The sequence below is a fragment of the Streptococcus sp. GP0011 genome, from assembly GCF_030546305.1.
In the GTDB taxonomy this organism is placed as follows: Bacteria; Bacillota; Bacilli; order Lactobacillales; family Streptococcaceae; genus Streptococcus.
Map to the genome: position 1 here is coordinate 1 of NZ_JAUONR010000011.1, position 18653 is coordinate 18653.

The 18653-nt window shown below is 41.9% G+C and carries 17 protein-coding genes and 1 pseudogene; 2 read left to right on the forward strand and 16 right to left on the reverse strand.

The window, feature by feature from the left end:
* Window positions 1-135: 135 nt before the first annotated feature.
* From Q4443_RS09670 to Q4443_RS09730, 13 genes and pseudogenes are all read right to left on the reverse strand, one after another.
* The gene (locus Q4443_RS09670) at window positions 136-570 is read right to left on the reverse strand and encodes a cytidine deaminase (protein WP_049519151.1); all 435 of its coding nucleotides are present in this window, start codon (window positions 568-570) and stop codon (window positions 136-138) included.
* Window positions 571-582: 12 nt separating this feature from the next.
* Window positions 583-2043 carry a glutamate--tRNA ligase gene (gene gltX / locus Q4443_RS09675; protein ID WP_033585449.1) on the reverse strand — a complete coding sequence of 487 codons (1461 nt, stop codon included), beginning with the start codon at window positions 2041-2043 and terminating at the stop codon, window positions 583-585.
* Between the two features lie 128 nt (window positions 2044-2171).
* A pseudogene (gene pgi, locus Q4443_RS09680) lies at window positions 2172-2648 on the reverse strand (glucose-6-phosphate isomerase); the annotation flags it as partial.
* A 196-nt stretch (window positions 2649-2844) separates the two neighbouring features.
* A complete protein-coding gene (locus tag Q4443_RS09685; RefSeq protein ID WP_033585537.1) occupies window positions 2845-3216 on the reverse strand; it encodes a PTS glucitol/sorbitol transporter subunit IIA in 372 nt (123 codons plus the stop codon).
* Between the two features lie 97 nt (window positions 3217-3313).
* Window positions 3314-4294, reverse strand: a complete 981-nt coding sequence (locus Q4443_RS09690; RefSeq protein ID WP_000120696.1) for a PTS glucitol/sorbitol transporter subunit IIB — start codon at window positions 4292-4294, stop codon at window positions 3314-3316.
* A 13-nt stretch (window positions 4295-4307) separates the two neighbouring features.
* Complete coding sequence (locus Q4443_RS09695; RefSeq protein WP_001015684.1) at window positions 4308-4853, reverse strand: PTS glucitol/sorbitol transporter subunit IIC; 546 nt, start codon at window positions 4851-4853, stop codon at window positions 4308-4310.
* Complete coding sequence (locus tag Q4443_RS09700) at window positions 4850-5347, reverse strand: transcriptional regulator GutM (protein ID WP_033585448.1); 498 nt, start codon at window positions 5345-5347, stop codon at window positions 4850-4852. The genes Q4443_RS09695 and Q4443_RS09700 overlap by 4 nt, the downstream gene beginning before the upstream one ends.
* Window positions 5347-7173: a PRD domain-containing protein gene (locus tag Q4443_RS09705; RefSeq protein ID WP_080639548.1), complete on the reverse strand. Its 1827-nt coding sequence runs from the start codon at window positions 7171-7173 to the stop codon at window positions 5347-5349. The genes Q4443_RS09700 and Q4443_RS09705 overlap by 1 nt, the downstream gene beginning before the upstream one ends.
* A 62-nt stretch (window positions 7174-7235) precedes the next feature.
* Window positions 7236-8036: an SDR family oxidoreductase gene (locus Q4443_RS09710; RefSeq protein WP_001000837.1), complete on the reverse strand. Its 801-nt coding sequence runs from the start codon at window positions 8034-8036 to the stop codon at window positions 7236-7238.
* A gap of 183 nt (window positions 8037-8219) precedes the next feature.
* Complete coding sequence (locus Q4443_RS09715) at window positions 8220-9569, reverse strand: glucose-6-phosphate isomerase (RefSeq protein WP_000018239.1); 1350 nt, start codon at window positions 9567-9569, stop codon at window positions 8220-8222.
* Window positions 9570-9737: 168 nt separating this feature from the next.
* Entirely contained in the window at window positions 9738-10427 is a 690-nt protein-coding gene (locus Q4443_RS09720) for a gamma-glutamyl-gamma-aminobutyrate hydrolase family protein (protein WP_033585446.1), read from the reverse strand.
* 139 nt (window positions 10428-10566) lie between these two features.
* Window positions 10567-12333 (reverse strand): ABC transporter ATP-binding protein, encoded by a 1767-nt coding sequence (locus Q4443_RS09725; RefSeq protein WP_033585445.1) that lies wholly within the window; start codon window positions 12331-12333, stop codon window positions 10567-10569.
* A 1-nt stretch (window position 12334) separates the two neighbouring features.
* Window positions 12335-14041, reverse strand: a complete 1707-nt coding sequence (locus Q4443_RS09730) for an ABC transporter ATP-binding protein (RefSeq protein WP_049519149.1) — start codon at window positions 14039-14041, stop codon at window positions 12335-12337.
* A gap of 206 nt (window positions 14042-14247) precedes the next feature.
* On the opposite strand from Q4443_RS09730, the gene Q4443_RS09735 reads away from it, so the two are divergent.
* Together Q4443_RS09735 and galU are read left to right on the forward strand one after the other, a co-directional pair.
* Complete coding sequence (locus Q4443_RS09735; RefSeq protein WP_303408329.1) at window positions 14248-15264, forward strand: NAD(P)H-dependent glycerol-3-phosphate dehydrogenase; 1017 nt, start codon at window positions 14248-14250, stop codon at window positions 15262-15264.
* Between the two features lie 21 nt (window positions 15265-15285).
* Window positions 15286-16185 (forward strand): UTP--glucose-1-phosphate uridylyltransferase GalU, encoded by a 900-nt coding sequence (galU, locus tag Q4443_RS09740; RefSeq protein WP_000811028.1) that lies wholly within the window; start codon window positions 15286-15288, stop codon window positions 16183-16185.
* 121 nt (window positions 16186-16306) lie between these two features.
* On the opposite strand, the gene Q4443_RS09745 is transcribed toward galU, so the two are convergent.
* Genes Q4443_RS09745 through Q4443_RS09755 form a run of 3 tightly spaced genes read right to left on the reverse strand, consistent with a single transcriptional unit; the run spans window position 16307 to window position 18652 of the window.
* Complete coding sequence (locus Q4443_RS09745; RefSeq protein WP_303408330.1) at window positions 16307-16987, reverse strand: rhomboid family intramembrane serine protease; 681 nt, start codon at window positions 16985-16987, stop codon at window positions 16307-16309.
* Window positions 16971-17510 carry a 5-formyltetrahydrofolate cyclo-ligase gene (locus Q4443_RS09750; protein WP_033585442.1) on the reverse strand — a complete coding sequence of 180 codons (540 nt, stop codon included), beginning with the start codon at window positions 17508-17510 and terminating at the stop codon, window positions 16971-16973. The genes Q4443_RS09745 and Q4443_RS09750 overlap by 17 nt, the downstream gene beginning before the upstream one ends.
* An 11-nt stretch (window positions 17511-17521) precedes the next feature.
* Window positions 17522-18652 (reverse strand): N-acetyldiaminopimelate deacetylase, encoded by a 1131-nt coding sequence (locus Q4443_RS09755; RefSeq protein ID WP_303408331.1) that lies wholly within the window; start codon window positions 18650-18652, stop codon window positions 17522-17524.
* Window position 18653: the final 1 nt, after the last annotated feature.

The window sequence follows — 18653 nt, forward strand, 5'->3', positions numbered from 1 at the left end:
ACCCCTTGACCAACGGACCTGAGCTTTTCAACTCTTTCTATTATACCTACTTTTTTACCTTTGTCAAGGACTTTTTTACCTCTTTACCAAAATTCTGAAAAGATTAGGGAAAAGAGCCAGTTAAACTGACTCCTTCTATTTATCTTGCCAATTAGTCGCACGTTCTTCTCCCCACAAGTAAGGGATTAATTCAGCAACCTTAATTGTTTTTCTTGTTTCGTAGTTCATCATGAACTCTGCTTCTTTATTTTTAGCATTCAATTCTAAGAGAAATTCTCTGCAAGCGCCACAGGGCATACCTGATCCTTCGCCGTAGGGAGGTTTGTCTCGAAAGGCGAGGATTTTCTTAACTTTGGTCTGTCCTGAAAATTGATATATATTGAAGAGAGCCGCTCGTTCTGCACAGAGATGAAAAACGCCACAAGTGCCCTCCATACAAAATCCTGTGAAGATCTGACCATCTTCTGCTTCTACCGCAGCAACAACATGGTTAGCATAAACAAAGTCAGAAACTTCATGGGGATTGAATAAGGTTCGTGCTTCTTCATACATCTTTTCCCATGTATCCATCGGAAGTCCTTTTTATTTGGAGATCTCTTTCAGCATATTATCGATATGCTGAATTGACTTTTCACGTCCGAGTAAGAAAATGGTGTCTGGTAATTCTGGTCCATGCATTTCACCTGATACAGCAATACGAATCGGCATGAAGAGGTTTTTCCCTTTAATACCTGTTTCTTTTTGGACTGCTTTGATTTGTGGGAAGATGTTTTCTGTCACAAATTCCTCATCTGTCATCGCTTCTAGTTTCGCTTTGAAGGCTTCTAGAACAACCGGAACGGTTTCTCCTGCCATGACCTCACGCTCAGCGTCTGTCAACTCTGGGAAATCTGAGAAGAAAAGATCTGTCAATGGAACGATTTCATCCACTGACTTCATTTGTGGTTTGTATAGTTCCACCATTTTTTCAGACTTGTCAGTCAAACGCCCTGCTTCTTCTAAGTAAGGTTTAGCCATTTCAAAGATAGTAGCAAGTTCTGCTTTCTTGATGTAGTCGTTGCTCATCCAGTCTAGTTTCTTCTGATCAAATGCAGCTGGTGACTTGCTGAGACGATTTTCATCAAAGAGTTTAATCAATTCCTCACGAGAGAAAATTTCATCTTCGCCACCTGGATTCCAACCAAGAAGGGCGATAAAGTTAAAGACTGCTTCTGGCAAATAGCCTTTTTTACGGTAGTCTTCTATAAACTGAAGGGTATTGGTGTCACGTTTAGACAATTTTTTACCCGTTTCAGAGTTGATGATCAAAGTCATGTGACCAAACTCTGGTGCTTCCCAACCAAGCGCTTCATAGACCATGAGTTGTTTTGGAGTATTAGCAATATGGTCATCACCGCGGATAACGTGAGAGATTTGCATATCGTGGTCATCGATCACAACGGCAAAATTGTATGTTGGGTAACCATCTTTCTTTTGGATAACCCAGTCACCACCGATGTTGCCACCTTCAAACTCGATATCACCTTTGACCATATCATGCCATTTGTAGATACCAGACTCGTTAACAGCCAAACGAACAGTTGGGATGATACCGGCTGCTTCACGTTCTGCGATGTAAGTTGCTTTTTCTTCTTCGCTCATACCAAGGTATTCATTGATGTAACGTGGTGTTTCGCCAGCTGCTTCTTGGCGTTCGCGTTCAGCTGCCAACTCTTCTTCTGTAACGTATGATTTGTAGGCTTTTCCTTCAGCTAGCAATTGATCGATGTATTTTTGATACAAGTCCAAACGCTCTGATTGGCGGTAGTTTTCATGAGTTTCTGGACTTTCATCCCAGTCAATCCCCAACCAGCGAAGATTTTCAAGCTGTGAACGTTCTCCATCCTCAACATGGCGTTTACGGTCAGTATCTTCGATACGAATGATAAAAGTTCCGCCATGGTGGCGTGCGTAAAGGTAATTAAATAATGCTGTACGGGCATTTCCGATGTGTAGGAGTCCTGTTGGACTTGGTGCGTAGCGTACGCGAATATCTTTTGACATAGTTTCTCCTATAAAGTCTCTAGGCGTCTGCCTTTTTTGCTTTCTATATTATATCACAAGTCTCGCCTGAGTCCAATGTCTATGAATAAAGAGAGTAAAAAGAGTGGTCAAGCCACTCTTTTCTTCTATTATAGACGTGCGTTAAGCTCTTTGCTCAATTCTTCAAATCCTGGTTTTCCAAGAAGGGCAAACATGTTACGTTTGTAGGCTTCAACACCTGGTTGGTCAAATGGGTTGATGGCATTCAAGTAACCTGAAAGGGCGATAGCCAATTCGAAGAAGTAGATTGTGTAACCAAGAGTGAAGGCATCTTTCTCAGGAAGAGTTACGTACATGTTTGGTACGTCACCATCTGTGTGGGCAAGAAGAACACCGTCAGTTGCTTTTTTGTTAACGAAGTCAACGTCTTTTCCCTGAAGGTAACCAAGTCCATCAAGATCTTCTTCCAAAGTAGGGATAATCACGTTCTTACGTGGTTTGTCAACACGGACAACTGTTTCAAACATGATACGAGTTCCTTCTTGGATAAATTGACCCAATGAGTGTAGGTCTGTTGAGAAATTAGCTGAAGTTGGGTAAATCCCTTTTTGGTCTTTTCCTTCTGTTCAGGCACCCCTTGTGGATGCATCTGCTGGAAATTCCCTTGCACTGACTGGCTAGTTTGATTGACTTGCCAATCAACCACTGCGTCATCTATTTTTTCTAATTTAGACCCAGAAGCCTGGACTTTTGGTCCAGGCTCTGAATCAATTTTTTAGACTTTTATTTTTCTAAATTGCTTGATTTGAAATTTTATTATGGTTAAGCAGTTTCAAAAATCTGAATGGTAGAATCTTTATCAATTACTACCGCTTGATCTGCTACAACATGGAGTGTACCAGGAAGGCTCCCCTCTTTTGAACCATCAAAAGAAATCGTGATATGTCCCAGTCCAGTTAAATTTTTTTCTACTACATTTCCTACGGAACTAATCGAATATTCCTGATTATCTACCACCAGCTTGCCACCTTCTAGTATTGAACCTAGCAGATTTTTGTTATCAATCTTAAAACAATACTCTGATAAATCTTCTGGTGCTTCTTCTCCAAATAAAATGAGCATATTGGCATCTTGAATCATATTCTGAGCTTCAGACCCTACTTGAATTACTTTAGTTTCAAAAATTTTCTTCATCTGATTTCTATTCATACTTTCTCTAATTTGTCATAAACTTAGGCTTATAGATAAGTTTAACATAATAGTTCTCTGTTTTCAGGCATCTATCAAAGGTCTACTGATAAAGACCAATACTAGCTATCCAAGCAACTAGCACCCGCGGAACACCATTGAGAAAGCGTGAATAAAGTACCGAAGGGACACCAACCTCAACTGTTTCAGCCTTGGCTTCAGATAGGCCGAGTGCTACAGGAATGAAATCACAACCGTTTTGAGTGTTGATAGCAAATAAAGCTGGCAGAGCCATTTGGGGCGGAATAGTCCCTTTTCCGATTTCGACTCCAATTAAAGTTCCAATAATCTGACTAATAACAGCTCCGGGACCTAACAAAGGAGATAGGAATGGTAAGGAACAGATAAAGCCAATTAAAACGAGTCCCCAGATGTTCCCCGCTAGGGGAACCATTAATTTTGCCAGCCAATTTCCAACACCAGATCCTTGAATAACCCCAATCAGCAAGGAAACAAAGGCCATGAAAGGAATTATTGTATTGAGCATTGTTTGGATGGCTTCACGAGCAGCCTGGTTGAAAGTTGCAACGACCTTACCAGCCCCCATCCCAATTCGTGCTACAATACTTGTTTCAGCTTTTTGCTCTGTAATTTTTTTACTAGTATCGTAAGTTGGCTTTTCAGTTACCACAGTTGTCGCTTTTTCGTCTTCATTAGCAGCAGAAATTTGATTAAGGCCAACTGCTGACACATAGATTTCCTCGGTTATATATTGAGCTAGAGGCCCACTTTTCCCTGTAGCGACAATATTTATTGTAGGGATTCCCTTTTTAGGATAAATACCACAGCGAAGAGTACCGCCACAATCCACGATTGCTAAAGCAATTTCCTCATCTGGGATAGAAGTTTTAAACCCATTAACAGCTTCCATACCGGTCAAATCAGCAATTTTATCTACAATATCTGGCTTTTCTCCGCCACCAGTAATATAGATGAATTTATGCTTAGCTTCACTAGGTGTAATGACCAAAGGTCCTCCGAAACCGCCATTTCCTTTAACAACTTTTATACTCTTATATGACATAATTTCACTCTTTCTATAAATCAAATGTTTTACTCAAGGTAACACCTTGCTGTTTTGCTACATAAGCAGTTGTAAAATCGGTTACCCAACCACCTACAAAGTTCATGACAAGCCCAACAAGCATGTAACGAATGGCTAAGTCCATTTGACTTAAACCTAAAGTTTGAATTCCTGTCGCAATTCCCATCCATACAAATAATTCCCCAGGATTGATATGTGGAAATACACCATTTGAAGTATGGCAGAACTGCATCTGAGCTGCTACAAAACTAGGTTTATAATATTCTGGTAAGAAACGTCCCATACTGATTGCCATCGGATTCCCCAGCATAAAGGCAGAAATGAAAGGTAAAATCATATACCGGCTAACAGGATTTTTGGCAGAAATCTTAGCCAGGGAATTGACCTTCTCTTCTCCCAAGAAAGCGATAAGGGTATTCATTGCAATCAATAGCATTAAGACAAGCGGTACAATATTTGTCATCCAGCTAATAAAGGTTTCTCCACCTAATTGGAAGAGTTTCATAAAACTCTCTGCAAAATTTGTAATGTGATTCATAAGGAACTCCCTTTCTTATTTTTTTTAAATAACTGTTTAATAGATAATTGTAAGTAATTCGCATAAAAGCCGAATCCCAGAAAAGAATCAGATGAACTTGTCTCTTTCTCAATACCTGCCTCATTCCAAAGATAGACTTTTCTAGCATCTTCTATGGCTGATTGCATCAACTTATTTTCTTTTCTCACAAGAGGATTATACTTGTCAAAATAATGGATGTCTTCTCCAACATAATCGTCCATATTTTGAAAACGTGCTAAGATTGTGACTCCTTGCATTTTGCTAGCTTTAAGAACCCGACCGTTTTCATCAACCGCGAACATGACAATCGTACCGGATTTGATTCTTCCGGACTTCCTGCCAATCGCTACGCGCCCCAGTTTTCGGAGCATCGTATAGGTCTTATTGAAGTCTTTGAGTTGCTGCCAGCCGAGGAACATTTGAAATATATAAGCTGCCATGACAAATACAGCGAAAATTATTAGCGAATTCATTAAAATACTCCTTTGCTCTTAGAAAATGATAGAAACTCTGTCTCTGTTTCTACAGCCCTCAATGCTTCTTTTAGAGAAGGCTCTCCTGCAATTCGAAAAATGTCGTCATACAATTCCAGCAATTCACTCTCCATTTTGCTTTCAATTTCTGAGGGAATGGCGACTAGAAAGATAAATTCAATCCAATCATCTCCTTTTTGATAAGGCTCTTCTAGCTTTCCAAACATTAAAATAGTCTTTGCATAACCCTGGTTAATTGTATGGGGGAAGGCAATTCCTCCACCAAAAATGGTTGATTGTTTTTTATCCCTATCAATTATCCGATTTCTAAAACCTTCATCAATCATCTGAAGTTTCTCTAACTCTGCAACCATATTTAGCAAGTATTGCTGATAGGTTTTTTGGGGAGTCAAACGAAGAAAACGTAAGCTGACTGTTTCTAGATTTTTTTGATGAAAAGCATTGGCCCTCTGCCATTCTTCCTGCAGCCATTGATCATCAAAAAGATGATTAACTTGAATGACTGGAGATTTAGAATCTTTATATTTTAGAGGAACTGTCGTAAAAATCGCGAAATAGTCCTGATTCAAATCCAGATTAAAATCCTCTTCAGAATACTGAGTAATGTCTACATCATTTCCAAGAATTCGTCTGAGTTGCTGAATAATCATCGCAGCAGTTCCTCTTCCTGTTGTGCAAACTACAGCTATCTGCTTGCGAGAACCATTTACAACAGAGTTTTGCTTTCTTAAAATCATTTCAAAATACAAAGCCAGATATCCGATTTCAGATAATTCCAATTCAGAACCAAAAATTGCAGATAGTTCTTCTCCAGCAATTTTCGCCATTTCAAAAGCAAAAGGATATTGAGTTTGAACCTCGCCATGGAATATATCATTAGCTTGCACATGGAAAATCAGTCGATTGATTAAGGAGCCTAGATGAGACTTGATTTCTTCAAATAATTCTTCATCATCAAAGTTAACCAACATTGTTTCTTTGACTTTCTTGACAATCCCTTGAAAAATGTTTGCAAGCTGTTCAGATTGATAAGACGGCTTGCTTAAAGTGTCAATAAAACGGATATTAAACGGAAAACACAAAAAGTCTATCTCAAACTGACTGAGGGAAATCTTATAAGTCATCTCAATATGATAGATTAATTTTTCAACCAAAGGTGTCTCTGTTAAATCATTCCTATAGTAAGGAATAGGGCAACTCAACACCCTAGATGCATGAATACGCTCCACCATAATTGAAATTGTCTTTCGAAGGAGTTCCTTTGTTTCTTTCGGGATTTTATACTCCTGGAGTAGCGTCTCCAGAAAAGAAGATGTTGCCTCGGTGAGTGTCTTTCCTTCAAAGTAAGGGGCCACTTGGTGAATATAGAGCAAGCGCAAATTCAGCTCGGACCCCAAGACCTCCAGCCCACGGTTGGGCTTTCCTGAAATAGTGATAGAGTAACTCTCTGCCAAAGATTTTACTTGTTTTAAATCCTTATTAAGGGTACTTCTACTAACACCTGCTTCCTCAGCCAAGTCGTCAATAAGAAGAGGGGAGGTTGACTCAATTAAACGTTTTAGTAAATAGGCAATTCTTTTACTGGAAGAATTGAAGTCACTCTCCCGTTTTAAACTACCAGATAAAATCCTTTCCAACTCAGTATAGTCATACACCTCTAACATTAACTGATCATCTTGTGAGATAATCTGGATACTCGGAGCCAAAACATCATTTAATTGTTGGATACTCTTTTGCAAGGTTTGCATACTAATATCCAGCTCTGAGCGCATATCTACCAAGGAATAAGTTGGCTGTGAGACCATTTTTTCTAAAATATTATACCATCGATTTACTATGGTCAACTCTCTTCCTCACCTTCATTTTTTTAACCGCGAGTTTTCCCTCCGGCAATATTTGTAGTGACTCCAGTTATATAGCTAGAACGGTCTGAAATATAGAATGCTACAAGGTCAGCTACTTCCCGTAGTTTACCACTTCGTCCCAAAGGAGTTGTTGAAGTTGAAGCATAACCAGCTCGAATATCTTCTACCGTCTTTCCACGGGTATAAGCAAGAGCTTCCTCATAAGAAAGAGTTCGAAGTCCCGTAGCTTCCATAATTCCTGGAGCAATTCCAACCACACGTACACCATGCTTACCCAGCTCTTTTGCCCATGAACGAGTGTAACTATAGACTGCTGCTTTTGTGGCAGCATAGGCACTTTGTCCTTCAGAACCTTCCAAGCCTGCTTCTGAAGCCATGTTCACAATTACACCTTTTCCATTTTTCACTAAAATACGTCCCACTGCCTGACTAACCAGATACAAACCTTTTTGATTAATCATCGTTACTTTTTCGAACGTCTCATCGTCCAATTCGTAAGGACCTTTAGGATTTTCTGCATCGATTAATAATCTAGGGATATTAATCCCTGCATTATTGACCACTGCATCAATATTGCCAAATCTTTCAACTATTTTGGCAACACCCTCTTCTACTTCAGAGCGAGAAGTTACATCAACTTTTACAAATAATAGATTCGGGTGACGCAAATCGTTGTCGCTAAGATCAAAATTCGCTACATTGACTCCTAATTCCAGCAATTCTTCAACGATTGCCTTACCGATCCCAGATGACGCGCCAGTCACAAGAACTGTTTTGCCTTTTATGTTTAACCAATCATTCATTTTGATACCTCTCAAATTTTATTTACAAGGCAATTATACAGCGCTTTCATAAAAGAATTAAGACACTCTTTTTTACACTTTTAAAAAAAATAATAAACTAATTAAGAGGCTTGTACTAAAAATCCACAAGAAATGAACTTGTGGATCTTTTTATATTCTAAATGAACTCAAAGCATATGAGAATCAAAGGCGTGCATTCAACTCAGCACCCAGCTCTTCAAAGCCTGGTTTCCCAAGAAGAGCAAACATGTTTTTCTTATAAGCTTCAACTCCAGGCTGGTCAAATGGATTGATACCATTCAGGTAGCCAGAAAGAGCAATAGCCAACTCAAAGAAGTAAATAGTGTAGCCCAAAGTGAACTCATCTTGCTCAGGCAGTGTCACAAACATATTTGGAACTCCACCATCAGTGTGTGCTAACAGCACTCCATCTGTAGCTTTTTTATTGACAAAGTCAACATCTTTTCCTTGCAAGTAGCCAAGACCGTCCAAGTCTTCTGCCAATTCAGGAATCAGCACATTTTTGCGAGGTTTATCTACACGGATAACTGTTTCAAAGAGGATACGGGTACCTTCCTGGATAAATTGTCCCAGAGAGTGCAAGTCTGTTGAGAAGTTAGCTGAAGTTGGATAAATCCCTTTTTGGTCTTTCCCTTCTGACTCACCAGCCAGTTGCTTCCACCACTCAGAGAAGTATTGCAGAGATGGTTCATAGTTAGCTAGAACTTCTGTCAGATAACCTTTACGGTACAAGATATTGCGTACAACTGCATATTGATATGCTTCATTTTCAGCCAACTTATCAGAAGCATAAGCCTTGCGAGCAGCATTTGCTCCTTCCATTAACTTGCTGATATCAGCTCCTGCAGCTGCGATTGGCAAGAGCCCCACTGCTGTCAATACTGTAAAACGACCACCTACACTATCAGGCACTACAAAAGTATCCCAGCCATTAGCATCTGCTTCAACTTTAACTGCACCTTTAGCGCGGTCTGTAGTTGCGTAGATACGTTGGTTAGCTTCTTCTTGACCGTACTTCTTAACCAAGAGTTCTTTGAAGACACGGAAAGCAATAGCCGGTTCAGTTGTTGTACCTGATTTAGAAATCACGTTTACTGAGAAATCTTTGTCTGATACATAGTCTACCAAATCAGCCAAATAGCTTGAAGAGATAGAGTTTCCAGCATAGAGGATCTGAGGTGCCTTGCGTTCTTCCTTTCTTTGCAAGTTTACAAATGAATTATTCAAGAAATCAATAGCTGCACGAGCTCCTAAATAGGAACCACCAATACCGATTACGATCAATACCTCACTATCAGATTGGATTTTAGCAGCAGCCTTTTGAATACGAGCAAATTCATCTTTGTCATATTCTTCAGGTAAGTTCAACCAGCCAGTCATTTCTGCCCCAGGACCTGTACCATTTCTCAGAGCAGAATCTGCTGCAGTCACTTGAGGCTGCATATAATCTAGTTCATGTGGTGCAACAAATTTATCTAATACTTTTGAATAATCAAATTTAATATGTGACATAATATTCCTCCAAAATTTCTTCTCTTCTATCATAACCCTTACCTTAGATTTTTTCAAGTTTTTTTATTGATTTTGCCCAATTTTTATCAGAATTCAAACGTTTGCGTAAATTTGCTAAAATATAAAAAATCTGAAAGGACGAATAAAAACGGCTAGAGGCTCTAACCGTTACAATTCATTTAATAAATACTCAAATAGTTCTAAATTGCCGTCTTCTTCATTGACCAGGAACTCTGGGTGCCACTGTAAACCAATGATACGATGCTCGTCGATAGACTCAATCGCTTCCACCGTCTGGTCGCGAGGGTCCACCGCTGTCACACGGAAATTAGGTGCCAGGTCTTTGATACTTTGACGATGAACTGAGTTGACCTGACTTTCTTTGCCAAACAACTTAGCCACCACACTCCCTTCTACCGTCTCAATAGAATGAGATGTTCCAAAAGGCAAGCCTTGCCAGTGGCCTTCAATTTCTTGGTGGAGAGTGCCGCCAAAAGCAACATTGACAAGCTGAACCCCACGACAGATTGCCATAATTGGTTTATTCTGACGGAGCGCTTCTTTCAAGAGGGCTAGTTCAAACTCATCGCGTACAAGGTTGTAATCATCGCTCTCAATGGTCTTTTTCTCTCCATAAAACTGAGGATGGACATTTTGCCCACCTGTCAAGATGAGTTTGTCAATCATTTCTACATAATCGCGCACAATGGTCTCATCCCCTACAGGAATTACTAAAGGAAGACCGCCGACTTGACGAATGCTCTCTGCAAATTTACAGGATACAGATGAGTGAATGTTTTTCCCTTCTGCATCTACAGGACATAGATTTGCAGCAACTCCTACAACCGTTCTAGCCATGATGTGTCTCCTTTCGATTTTCTTGCGACAGTCTTATCTTATCACTCCACCCCTTTCCTGTCTAATATGTTTTTTTAAAGACCGTGATAAGTATTTTTTATGGACAAGAAAAAGCTGCCCAACGAGGACAACTTCTTTCTTATTCGAAGACAAATTGATTGTGATAGAGTTCTGAGTAGAAGCCACCGAGTTTGAGCAACTCGTGATGATTTCCACGTTCAATAACCTCTCCATCTTTGAGGACAATAATCTGATCGGCATTGAGGATGGTCTTGAGACGATGGGCAATGACAAAACTGGTTCGTCCTGCTACAACTGCCTCCATGGCATGTTGAATCTTGCTTTCTGTTACGGTATCCACATTGGAAGTCGCTTCATCTAAAATTAGGACTTGAGGATCTGTCATCAAGGTCCGAGCGATGGAAATCAATTGTTTCTGACCAGTCGAGAAGATATTTTGCTCATCATCAATAAGGGTATCATACTTATCAGGCAAGCTTTCGATATAGTCATGAATATGAGTTGCCTTGGCAGCTGCTTCGACCATTTCCTGACTGGCATCTGGCACACCAAAACGGATATTGTCTCGGATCGTTCCACTAAACAAGACCGAATCCTGCAGGACAATCCCGACCTTGCTCCGCAGGCTGTCCAAGTCGTAGTCACGGATGTCTTTGCCATCAAAGCAAATCCTGCCTGCATCCACATCGTAGAAACGATTGATGAGGTTCATGATGGTCGTTTTCCCTGAACCAGTCGGACCAACAACTGCTATCATCTGCCCCTTAGGAGCTGAAATGCTAACATCTTTTAAAATCGGCTTGTCTGGCACATAAGAGAAATCAATGTGACTGATTTCAACACCTTCTCGCAATTCCGTAAAGGCAGGCGCATTTTGTGGGCGAATCTCTTCTTCTGCATCAAACATTTCTTGGATACGATCCGCCCCAGTAAAGGCCAACTGGAGACTCCCCCAACTCGCAGCCACCTGGATAATCGGCTGGTAGTACTGCTGAGAAAATTGGGTAAACATAACGATCAAACCTAGGGCTGTCGTTGTTTCGATACTTGGATCATTCAGCAAGACCGCAGAACCTGCAAAAATAACGATGGCCGTATTGACCAAGCTCATCCCATTCATAACAGGAAACAGGATGCCTGAGAACATTCTCCCTTTAAAGGTTGCCTTGCGCACGCGCTCATTTTGCTCCACAAAGCCTGCTACGATGTCATCTTGAATTCCTTGTACGATAACAGCTTTCTGTCCAGAAATACTCTCGTCCATGTAGGCGTTGAGTTTCCCTACCTCTTTTTGCTGGAGATTAGTGTACTTACGGGCCATTTTCACAATGAAGACCAACATGAGAAAGGCCACTGGGGTGCTGGCTACTGTTATCAGGGATAGCGTCACATTTCTTGAAAACATGACAAAAATCAAACCGATGTAAAGAGCAATATTGCTCATAACCTGAACTAAGCTTTCATTGAAGGCTTGAAGGATGTTATCCAAGTCACTCGTAAAGCGAGAGAGGATGTCACCATCCTGATGGCGGTCAAAGAAAGAAACCGTTAAACGAGACAGTTTGCCAAAGAGGCCCTTACGCATCTCATTTGTTGACTCAGCAATCACACGGGTCATCAAGGTCATGTAAATCAAACTGGATACCACTAAGGCAAGGACAACCAGAGCTAGATTCAGCATCAGAGCTGATAAACTCTGCCAGGCTAGTTCGGAAGTTCCATTTTGATAAGCCAGCACTAGGTTAGCGAGCTCTGTTACTGCTTGACCTGAAAAAACAGGAAAGAGGGATTGGGCAATCGTCGCAACTGCAACCATCAGAATCACAATGACAAAGGAGAACTTGTAAACTTTAAAATAATTCCAGAAAAATCGAACGGTTTTCATTTTATTCCTCCTTTCCCTTTTGTGTTTCGTAGATTTCGCGGTAGACGGCATTGTTAGCTACCAAATCTGCATGCCGTCCTTCTCCAATCAAACGCCCTTGATCCAAGACCAAAATCTTGTCCGCATGGACGACTGAACTGATCTTTTGAGCGATGATAATGGTTGTTGTCCCTTTCAGGTCTTTGTTCAAAGCTTCCTGCACGAGTCTCTCTGACTTAGCATCCAAGGCTGAAGTCGAATCGTCAAAAATCAGGATACGGGGATTGCTGACAATCCCACGGGCAATGGACATCCGTTGTTTTTGTCCACCAGAAAAATTGGTGCCTCGTTCTTCGACCTGACTCTCAAATTTGTTTTCCATGCGCCCGATAAATTCACTGGCTTGGGCAATCCGTGCTGCACGTTCCATTTCTGACACGCTGGCATTGCCTTTCCCTTGACGAAGATTATCTGCAATGGTTCCGCTAAAGAGAATAGCACGTTGCAAGACAATGGAAACTGTTTTACGTAAGGTTCCCTCGCTGACGTCTCGAATATCCTTGCCACCAATCTTGATAGATCCCTCCTGTGGATCAAAAAGTCGTGGAATTAACTGAGCTAGGGTGGACTTCCCTGCTCCAGTAGCCCCAACCACACCGACCATCTGACCAGGCGCAATTTCAAAGGTTACATTCTTCAGCATAGGCTCATCATCATTAGGATAGGTGAAGGTCACATTTTCAAAAGAGAGACTTCCTTCTAACTCTTCATCTGGAAGATCATTAAAGGTCATCGCTGGCTCGGTATCTAGAATTTCGCGAATACGACGTAAGGAAATCATGGCACGGCTGACAGAATTTCCTAAAAATCCAACCATAATGATGGTAAAGATAATCTGGCTGAGATAGTTGATAAAGGAAGCAATCGAGCCCACTACAGACGGATCTGACTGAGCCATGCCTGCCACCAACCAGATAGAGAGGAAGACCGCTCCATAGCCGACTAGCATCATAACGGGTTCTATAACTGAGAAGGCATAACCGATATAAAGATTTTGGCCGAGAAGTTCATCTGAAACCTCGGTAAATTTGGTAAATTGTGCTTTTTCTTGTACAAAGGATTTGACTACGCGCACACCACGTAGATTTTCCTTGGCGATAGCATTGATCCGTTCAAGAAGGGTTTGAAACTTAGCAAATCGTGGCCCCATCATTCCCATCATGATAGCAGTTAGTGCAAAGATTAGGAGCACCATGAGGACAATCACCCACCAAAGTGACGGAAGAGTGTGAACCGCCAAGATAAAGGAACCGATAAAGAGAAGAGGGAGACGGAAGAGAATTTGAAAAGCCATCATCACCACGTTCTGAATTTGGTTGATATCATTGGTCATACGGACGACAAGGTTCCCCGCATTGAATTGCTCGATATTGGCATAAGAAAAAGTCTGGATCTTGCGAAAAGCGTCTTCACGAAGGTCCGAAGACACTCCTTGAGCAATGTAGGCTGCAAGTGTTACATTGACCCCACCTGCAACCAGACCGACTAGGGCTACTCCTATCAGCCAAGCGCCAATACTATAAATAGCCTCATTTTGACCGGCCAGCAAAGCCTCTAACACCTCTTGCAAATAGCGCGGTTGCAAGAGCGAACTCGCAACCATCAAGCCTGTCATCATTAAGGATGCCAAGGCCTGCCATTTATAGGTTTTTATTTTTTTAATGAGCATATTTCCTCCTAATAAAATAGATAAAGGGAGCGACATCCTGCGTCAGCTCCTTCTCATTCGTTCATATTGATGCTATTCTAGCAAAAAAGAGGCATCTTGTCAAAGAAGTCTCCTTATTATAAATTAGTGCGCTTTCATCTACAGGTGATGCATGAAAAGGCTTTTTATGGTAAAATGAAAGGAAGAACTCTTACAAGGAGGAAAAGATGAAGAAACAAACCATCGCTGTCTTGGGTCCTGGTTCTTGGGGAACTGCCCTTTCGCAGGTCCTAAACGACAATGGACACGAGGTTCGAATTTGGGGAAATATTTCTGACCAAATTGATGAAATCAATAACCAACATACAAACAAACGCTACTTCAAAGATATCCTACTCGACGAAAAAATCAAAGCCTATCATGACTTGGAAGAAACACTAAAGGATGTGGATGCTGTTTTATTTGTGGTCCCAACAAAAGTAACGAGACTGGTTGCCCAACAAGTAGCAAAGGTGCATGATCACAAGGTTGTCATCATGCATGCCTCCAAAGGATTGGAACCAGATAGCCACAAACGTCTATCAACTATTCTTGAAGAGGAAATTCCAGTCGATCTCCGTAGTGAAGTCGTCGTTGTTTCAGGACCTAGCCATGCTGAGGAAACTATTGTGCGGGATATTACTTTGATCACTGCAGCCTCTAAAGACCTTGAAACGGCCCAGTACGTCCAAAATCTCTTTAGCAATCACTACTTCCGTCTCTATACTAATACGGATGTTATCGGAGTTGAAACCGCTGGTGCTCTCAAAAACATTATCGCAGTTGGCGCTGGAGCACTACATGGTCTAGGATTTGGCGACAATGCCAAGGCGGCTATCATTGCCCGTGGCTTGGCTGAAATCACCCGTCTAGGGGTCGCTCTGGGAGCTAATCCTCTGACTTATAGCGGTCTTTCTGGAGTTGGAGATTTGATTGTAACGGGGACATCTGTCCACTCTCGTAACTGGAGAGCTGGTGATGCTCTCGGTCGTGGAGAATCCCTCGCAGACATCGAAGCAAACATGGGCATGGTCATCGAAGGAATCTCAACAACTCGAGCAGCTTACGAACTAGCTCAGGAATTGGGTGTCTACATGCCAATCACACAGGCTATTTACCGAGTGATCTACGAAGGTGTCAATATCAAAGAAGCAATCACTGACATCATGAGCAATGAATTTAAAGCAGAAAACGAATGGTCATAGACCCTTATAGAAAGGAACATCATGAAACAAAAAGTCAGAAAAGCAGTCATCCCTGCCGCTGGATTGGGAACTCGTTTCCTCCCAGCAACTAAGGCCTTGGCCAAGGAAATGTTGCCAATCGTAGACAAGCCCACTATCCAGTTTATCGTTGAAGAAGCTCTCAAATCTGGTATCGAAGATATCTTGGTTGTTACGGGTAAGTCAAAACGTTCCATCGAGGACCACTTCGACTCAAACTTCGAATTGGAATACAACCTCAAAGAAAAAGGGAAAACAGATCTTCTGAAGCTAGTTGATGAAACAACTGGCATGCGCCTGCATTTTATCCGTCAAACACATCCACGTGGTCTCGGAGATGCTGTCTTGCAAGCCAAAGCTTTCGTCGGAAATGAACCTTTTGTCGTTATGCTTGGTGATGACTTGATGGATATCACGAACGAAAAGGCTGTTCCACTTACCAAACAACTCATGGATGACTACGAGCGTACCCACGCGTCTACTATCGCTGTTATGCCAGTCCCTCACGACGAAGTCTCTGCTTACGGGGTTATTGCTCCACAAGGCGAAGGAAAAGACGGCCTTTATAGCGTTGAAACCTTCGTTGAAAAACCTGCGCCAGAGGATGCTCCTAGCGACCTTGCTATCATCGGACGCTACCTCCTCACTCCTGAAATTTTCCAAATCCTCGAAAACCAAGCTCCAGGTGCAGGAAATGAAATTCAGCTGACAGATGCAATCGATACCCTCAATAAAACACAACGTGTGTTTGCTCGTGAGTTCAAGGGGGCTCGTTACGATGTCGGGGACAAGTTTGGCTTTATGAAAACATCCATCGACTACGCTCTCAAACACCCACAAGTTAAAGACGACTTGAAAGACTACCTCATCCAACTTGGGAAAGAGTTAGCTGAGGGGGAATAGAAGAAAAACAAAGCTCTTAAATAAGGGCTTTGTTTTTTTGTTGAAGCTTGCAATAAAAAAAGCCATCTTTGCAGATGACTTATTAGCAACCGAATCGGTGCTCGCTTTTAACTATTCCCCCCTACACATAGTTCATTCCCTTATAGCAAAGGAAAATGGCTAGTGCGATAAAAAGTACAGTTGCTCCGATTCGCTGGCTAGTACTGTACATCCTTCTCTCCCATTTGACTGGGAAAATGACTGCTAGAAAGGCACCGCCTACTGCACCGCCAATATGCCCTGCTAGGCTGATTCCTGGAATCAGAACACTTCCAATGATATTTATCACGAAAAGTGTCAGATAGGATTGCCCCAACTGCTGGATATAGGGGTTGCGAGTTGCGTAACGCAAGACGATAATCGCAGCAAATAGTCCGTAAAGAGAAGTGGACGCTCCTGCTGCTACAACTTTCGGCGTGAAAGCAAAAACAAAGAGATTGCCCATCATTCCTGATAAGAGATAGAGAAAGAAGAATTGCTTAGAACCGAAAATCTCCTCCACCTGTCGTCCAAGAAAGTAGAGTGAAATAATATTGACAATGAAATGTTCCCAACCGATATGTACAAATATAGCCGAAAAAAGGCGCCATATCTGCTCGGGAAACAAACGAATGATCGGTCCATACATGGCTCCAAACTGAAGTAAGGTATCTGCTCGTTCAAAATTTAAACCTGTAAGAACCAACATCAAGAGAAAGACCAATGCTGTTACTAGGAGGAAGAAGCTAGTCACAGGATAACGTTTATCAAAGATTTCCTTCATAGGTTAGCACCTCCTGTACGGGAATATCATGGTTTTCCAAGTTAAACTCCTGAACTTGACAAGGATAGATTGTACTCATTGTATGCCCAGCAAAATGCTCCAGATAGCGGTCGTAGTATCCTCCACCATATCCAATCCGATAGCCCTCAGTTGTAAAAGCCAAACCAGGAACATGAATTAAATCAATCTGAGACGGTTCCACCACTTCCAAGTCTCCTTGCGGTTCCAGTAAACCAAAGGAAGTTTTTGCCAACTGCTTCGGATCATATACCACAAATTCCATGCGCCCCTTGGGATAGGTTTTGGGTATCAGAACCTTTTTGCCGTCCTTCAGCATCCGCTTGATTAGTTCTTGCGTTTGAAATTCATGAGGGAAGGAGAGATAGGTTGCGATGACCTTAGCTTCTTGGTAAAAGGGATGTTGTAAGAAACGCTCAGTTAAAGCTCGATCCATAGCCTGTTTTTGCTCCTGAGATAAAGCCTTCATTTCGTGTAAGACTTGTTTACGTAGTTCTGCTTTCATAGATAATTCCTCTACTCTGCTGCCTTCTTTTTTAAGAAACTAGAGACTACATCTACCCCAATGGCTATGGCTTCTTCCTCAGGACTCATCTGAGGGTGATGAAGGGCGTAGGGACTATCGATACCTAGCCAGAACATAACGCCATCTACCTTCGAAAGGAGATAACCAAAGTCCTCACCAGTCATAGCAGGCTCGATATCAATCAACTCGATTCCGTCTTTCTCTTCAAAAAAGTCCATCAGTTCACGCGCCAAGGCTGGATTGTTCTCAACAGGTAGGTAGCCTCCTTGCTTGAGTTCTACTTCGACTTCCATATCAAAGGCTGCTGCAACCCCTTCTGCGACAGTCTTGACTCTTTTTTGCACCAAGAGGCTCATGTCTTGAGTCAAAGCGCGAATGGTTCCGTGTAAAAATGCTGTGTCTGTAATGACATTGTTGGTTGTTCCAGCTTGGAAAAGGCCAAAGGTCACCACCGCTCCCTCGATTGGGTTGACATTGCGGCTGACAACTGACTGTACTTGGGTTACAAAGTAACTAGCAGCCACCAAGGCGTCATTGGCTTTATGCGGAAAAGCTGCATGCCCTCCTTTTCCTTTGAAACGAATCTTCACCTCACAGGTCCCTGCAAAGAGAGTGTGTGTATTGGTCGCAATCTGTCCAACCTTCAGATCCGGACGAACATGGAGACCATAAAATTGGTCTGGCAACCAATTTCCAAAAGCACCATCCTCATACATAAGCATCCCACCGGCTTCATTTTCTTCAGCAGGCTGAAATAGGAAGAGCAAATTATTCTTGGGTTGCTCCTCAAGGGCGCGTTCGAGGCATCCTAAGGCAATGGTCATATGAAAATCATGGCCACAAGCATGCATGCGACCTTGGTGCTGAGAGGCAAAAGATAGACCTGTTTGTTCGACGATAGGCAGGCCATCAATGTCTGTTCGCCAACCAATGGTGCGTTCCGGCTGACTTCCCTGCAAATAAACCAGAATACCTGTCCGCCAAGTACGAATTTGAACAAAATCCTTGCCCGTAGTCAATTTTTCAATCACATCCAGCAAATAAGCCTGAGTCTTGAATTCCTCCAAGCCAATCTCTGGAATCTGGTGTAAATCTCGTCTAGTCTGAATCAAATCTAACATC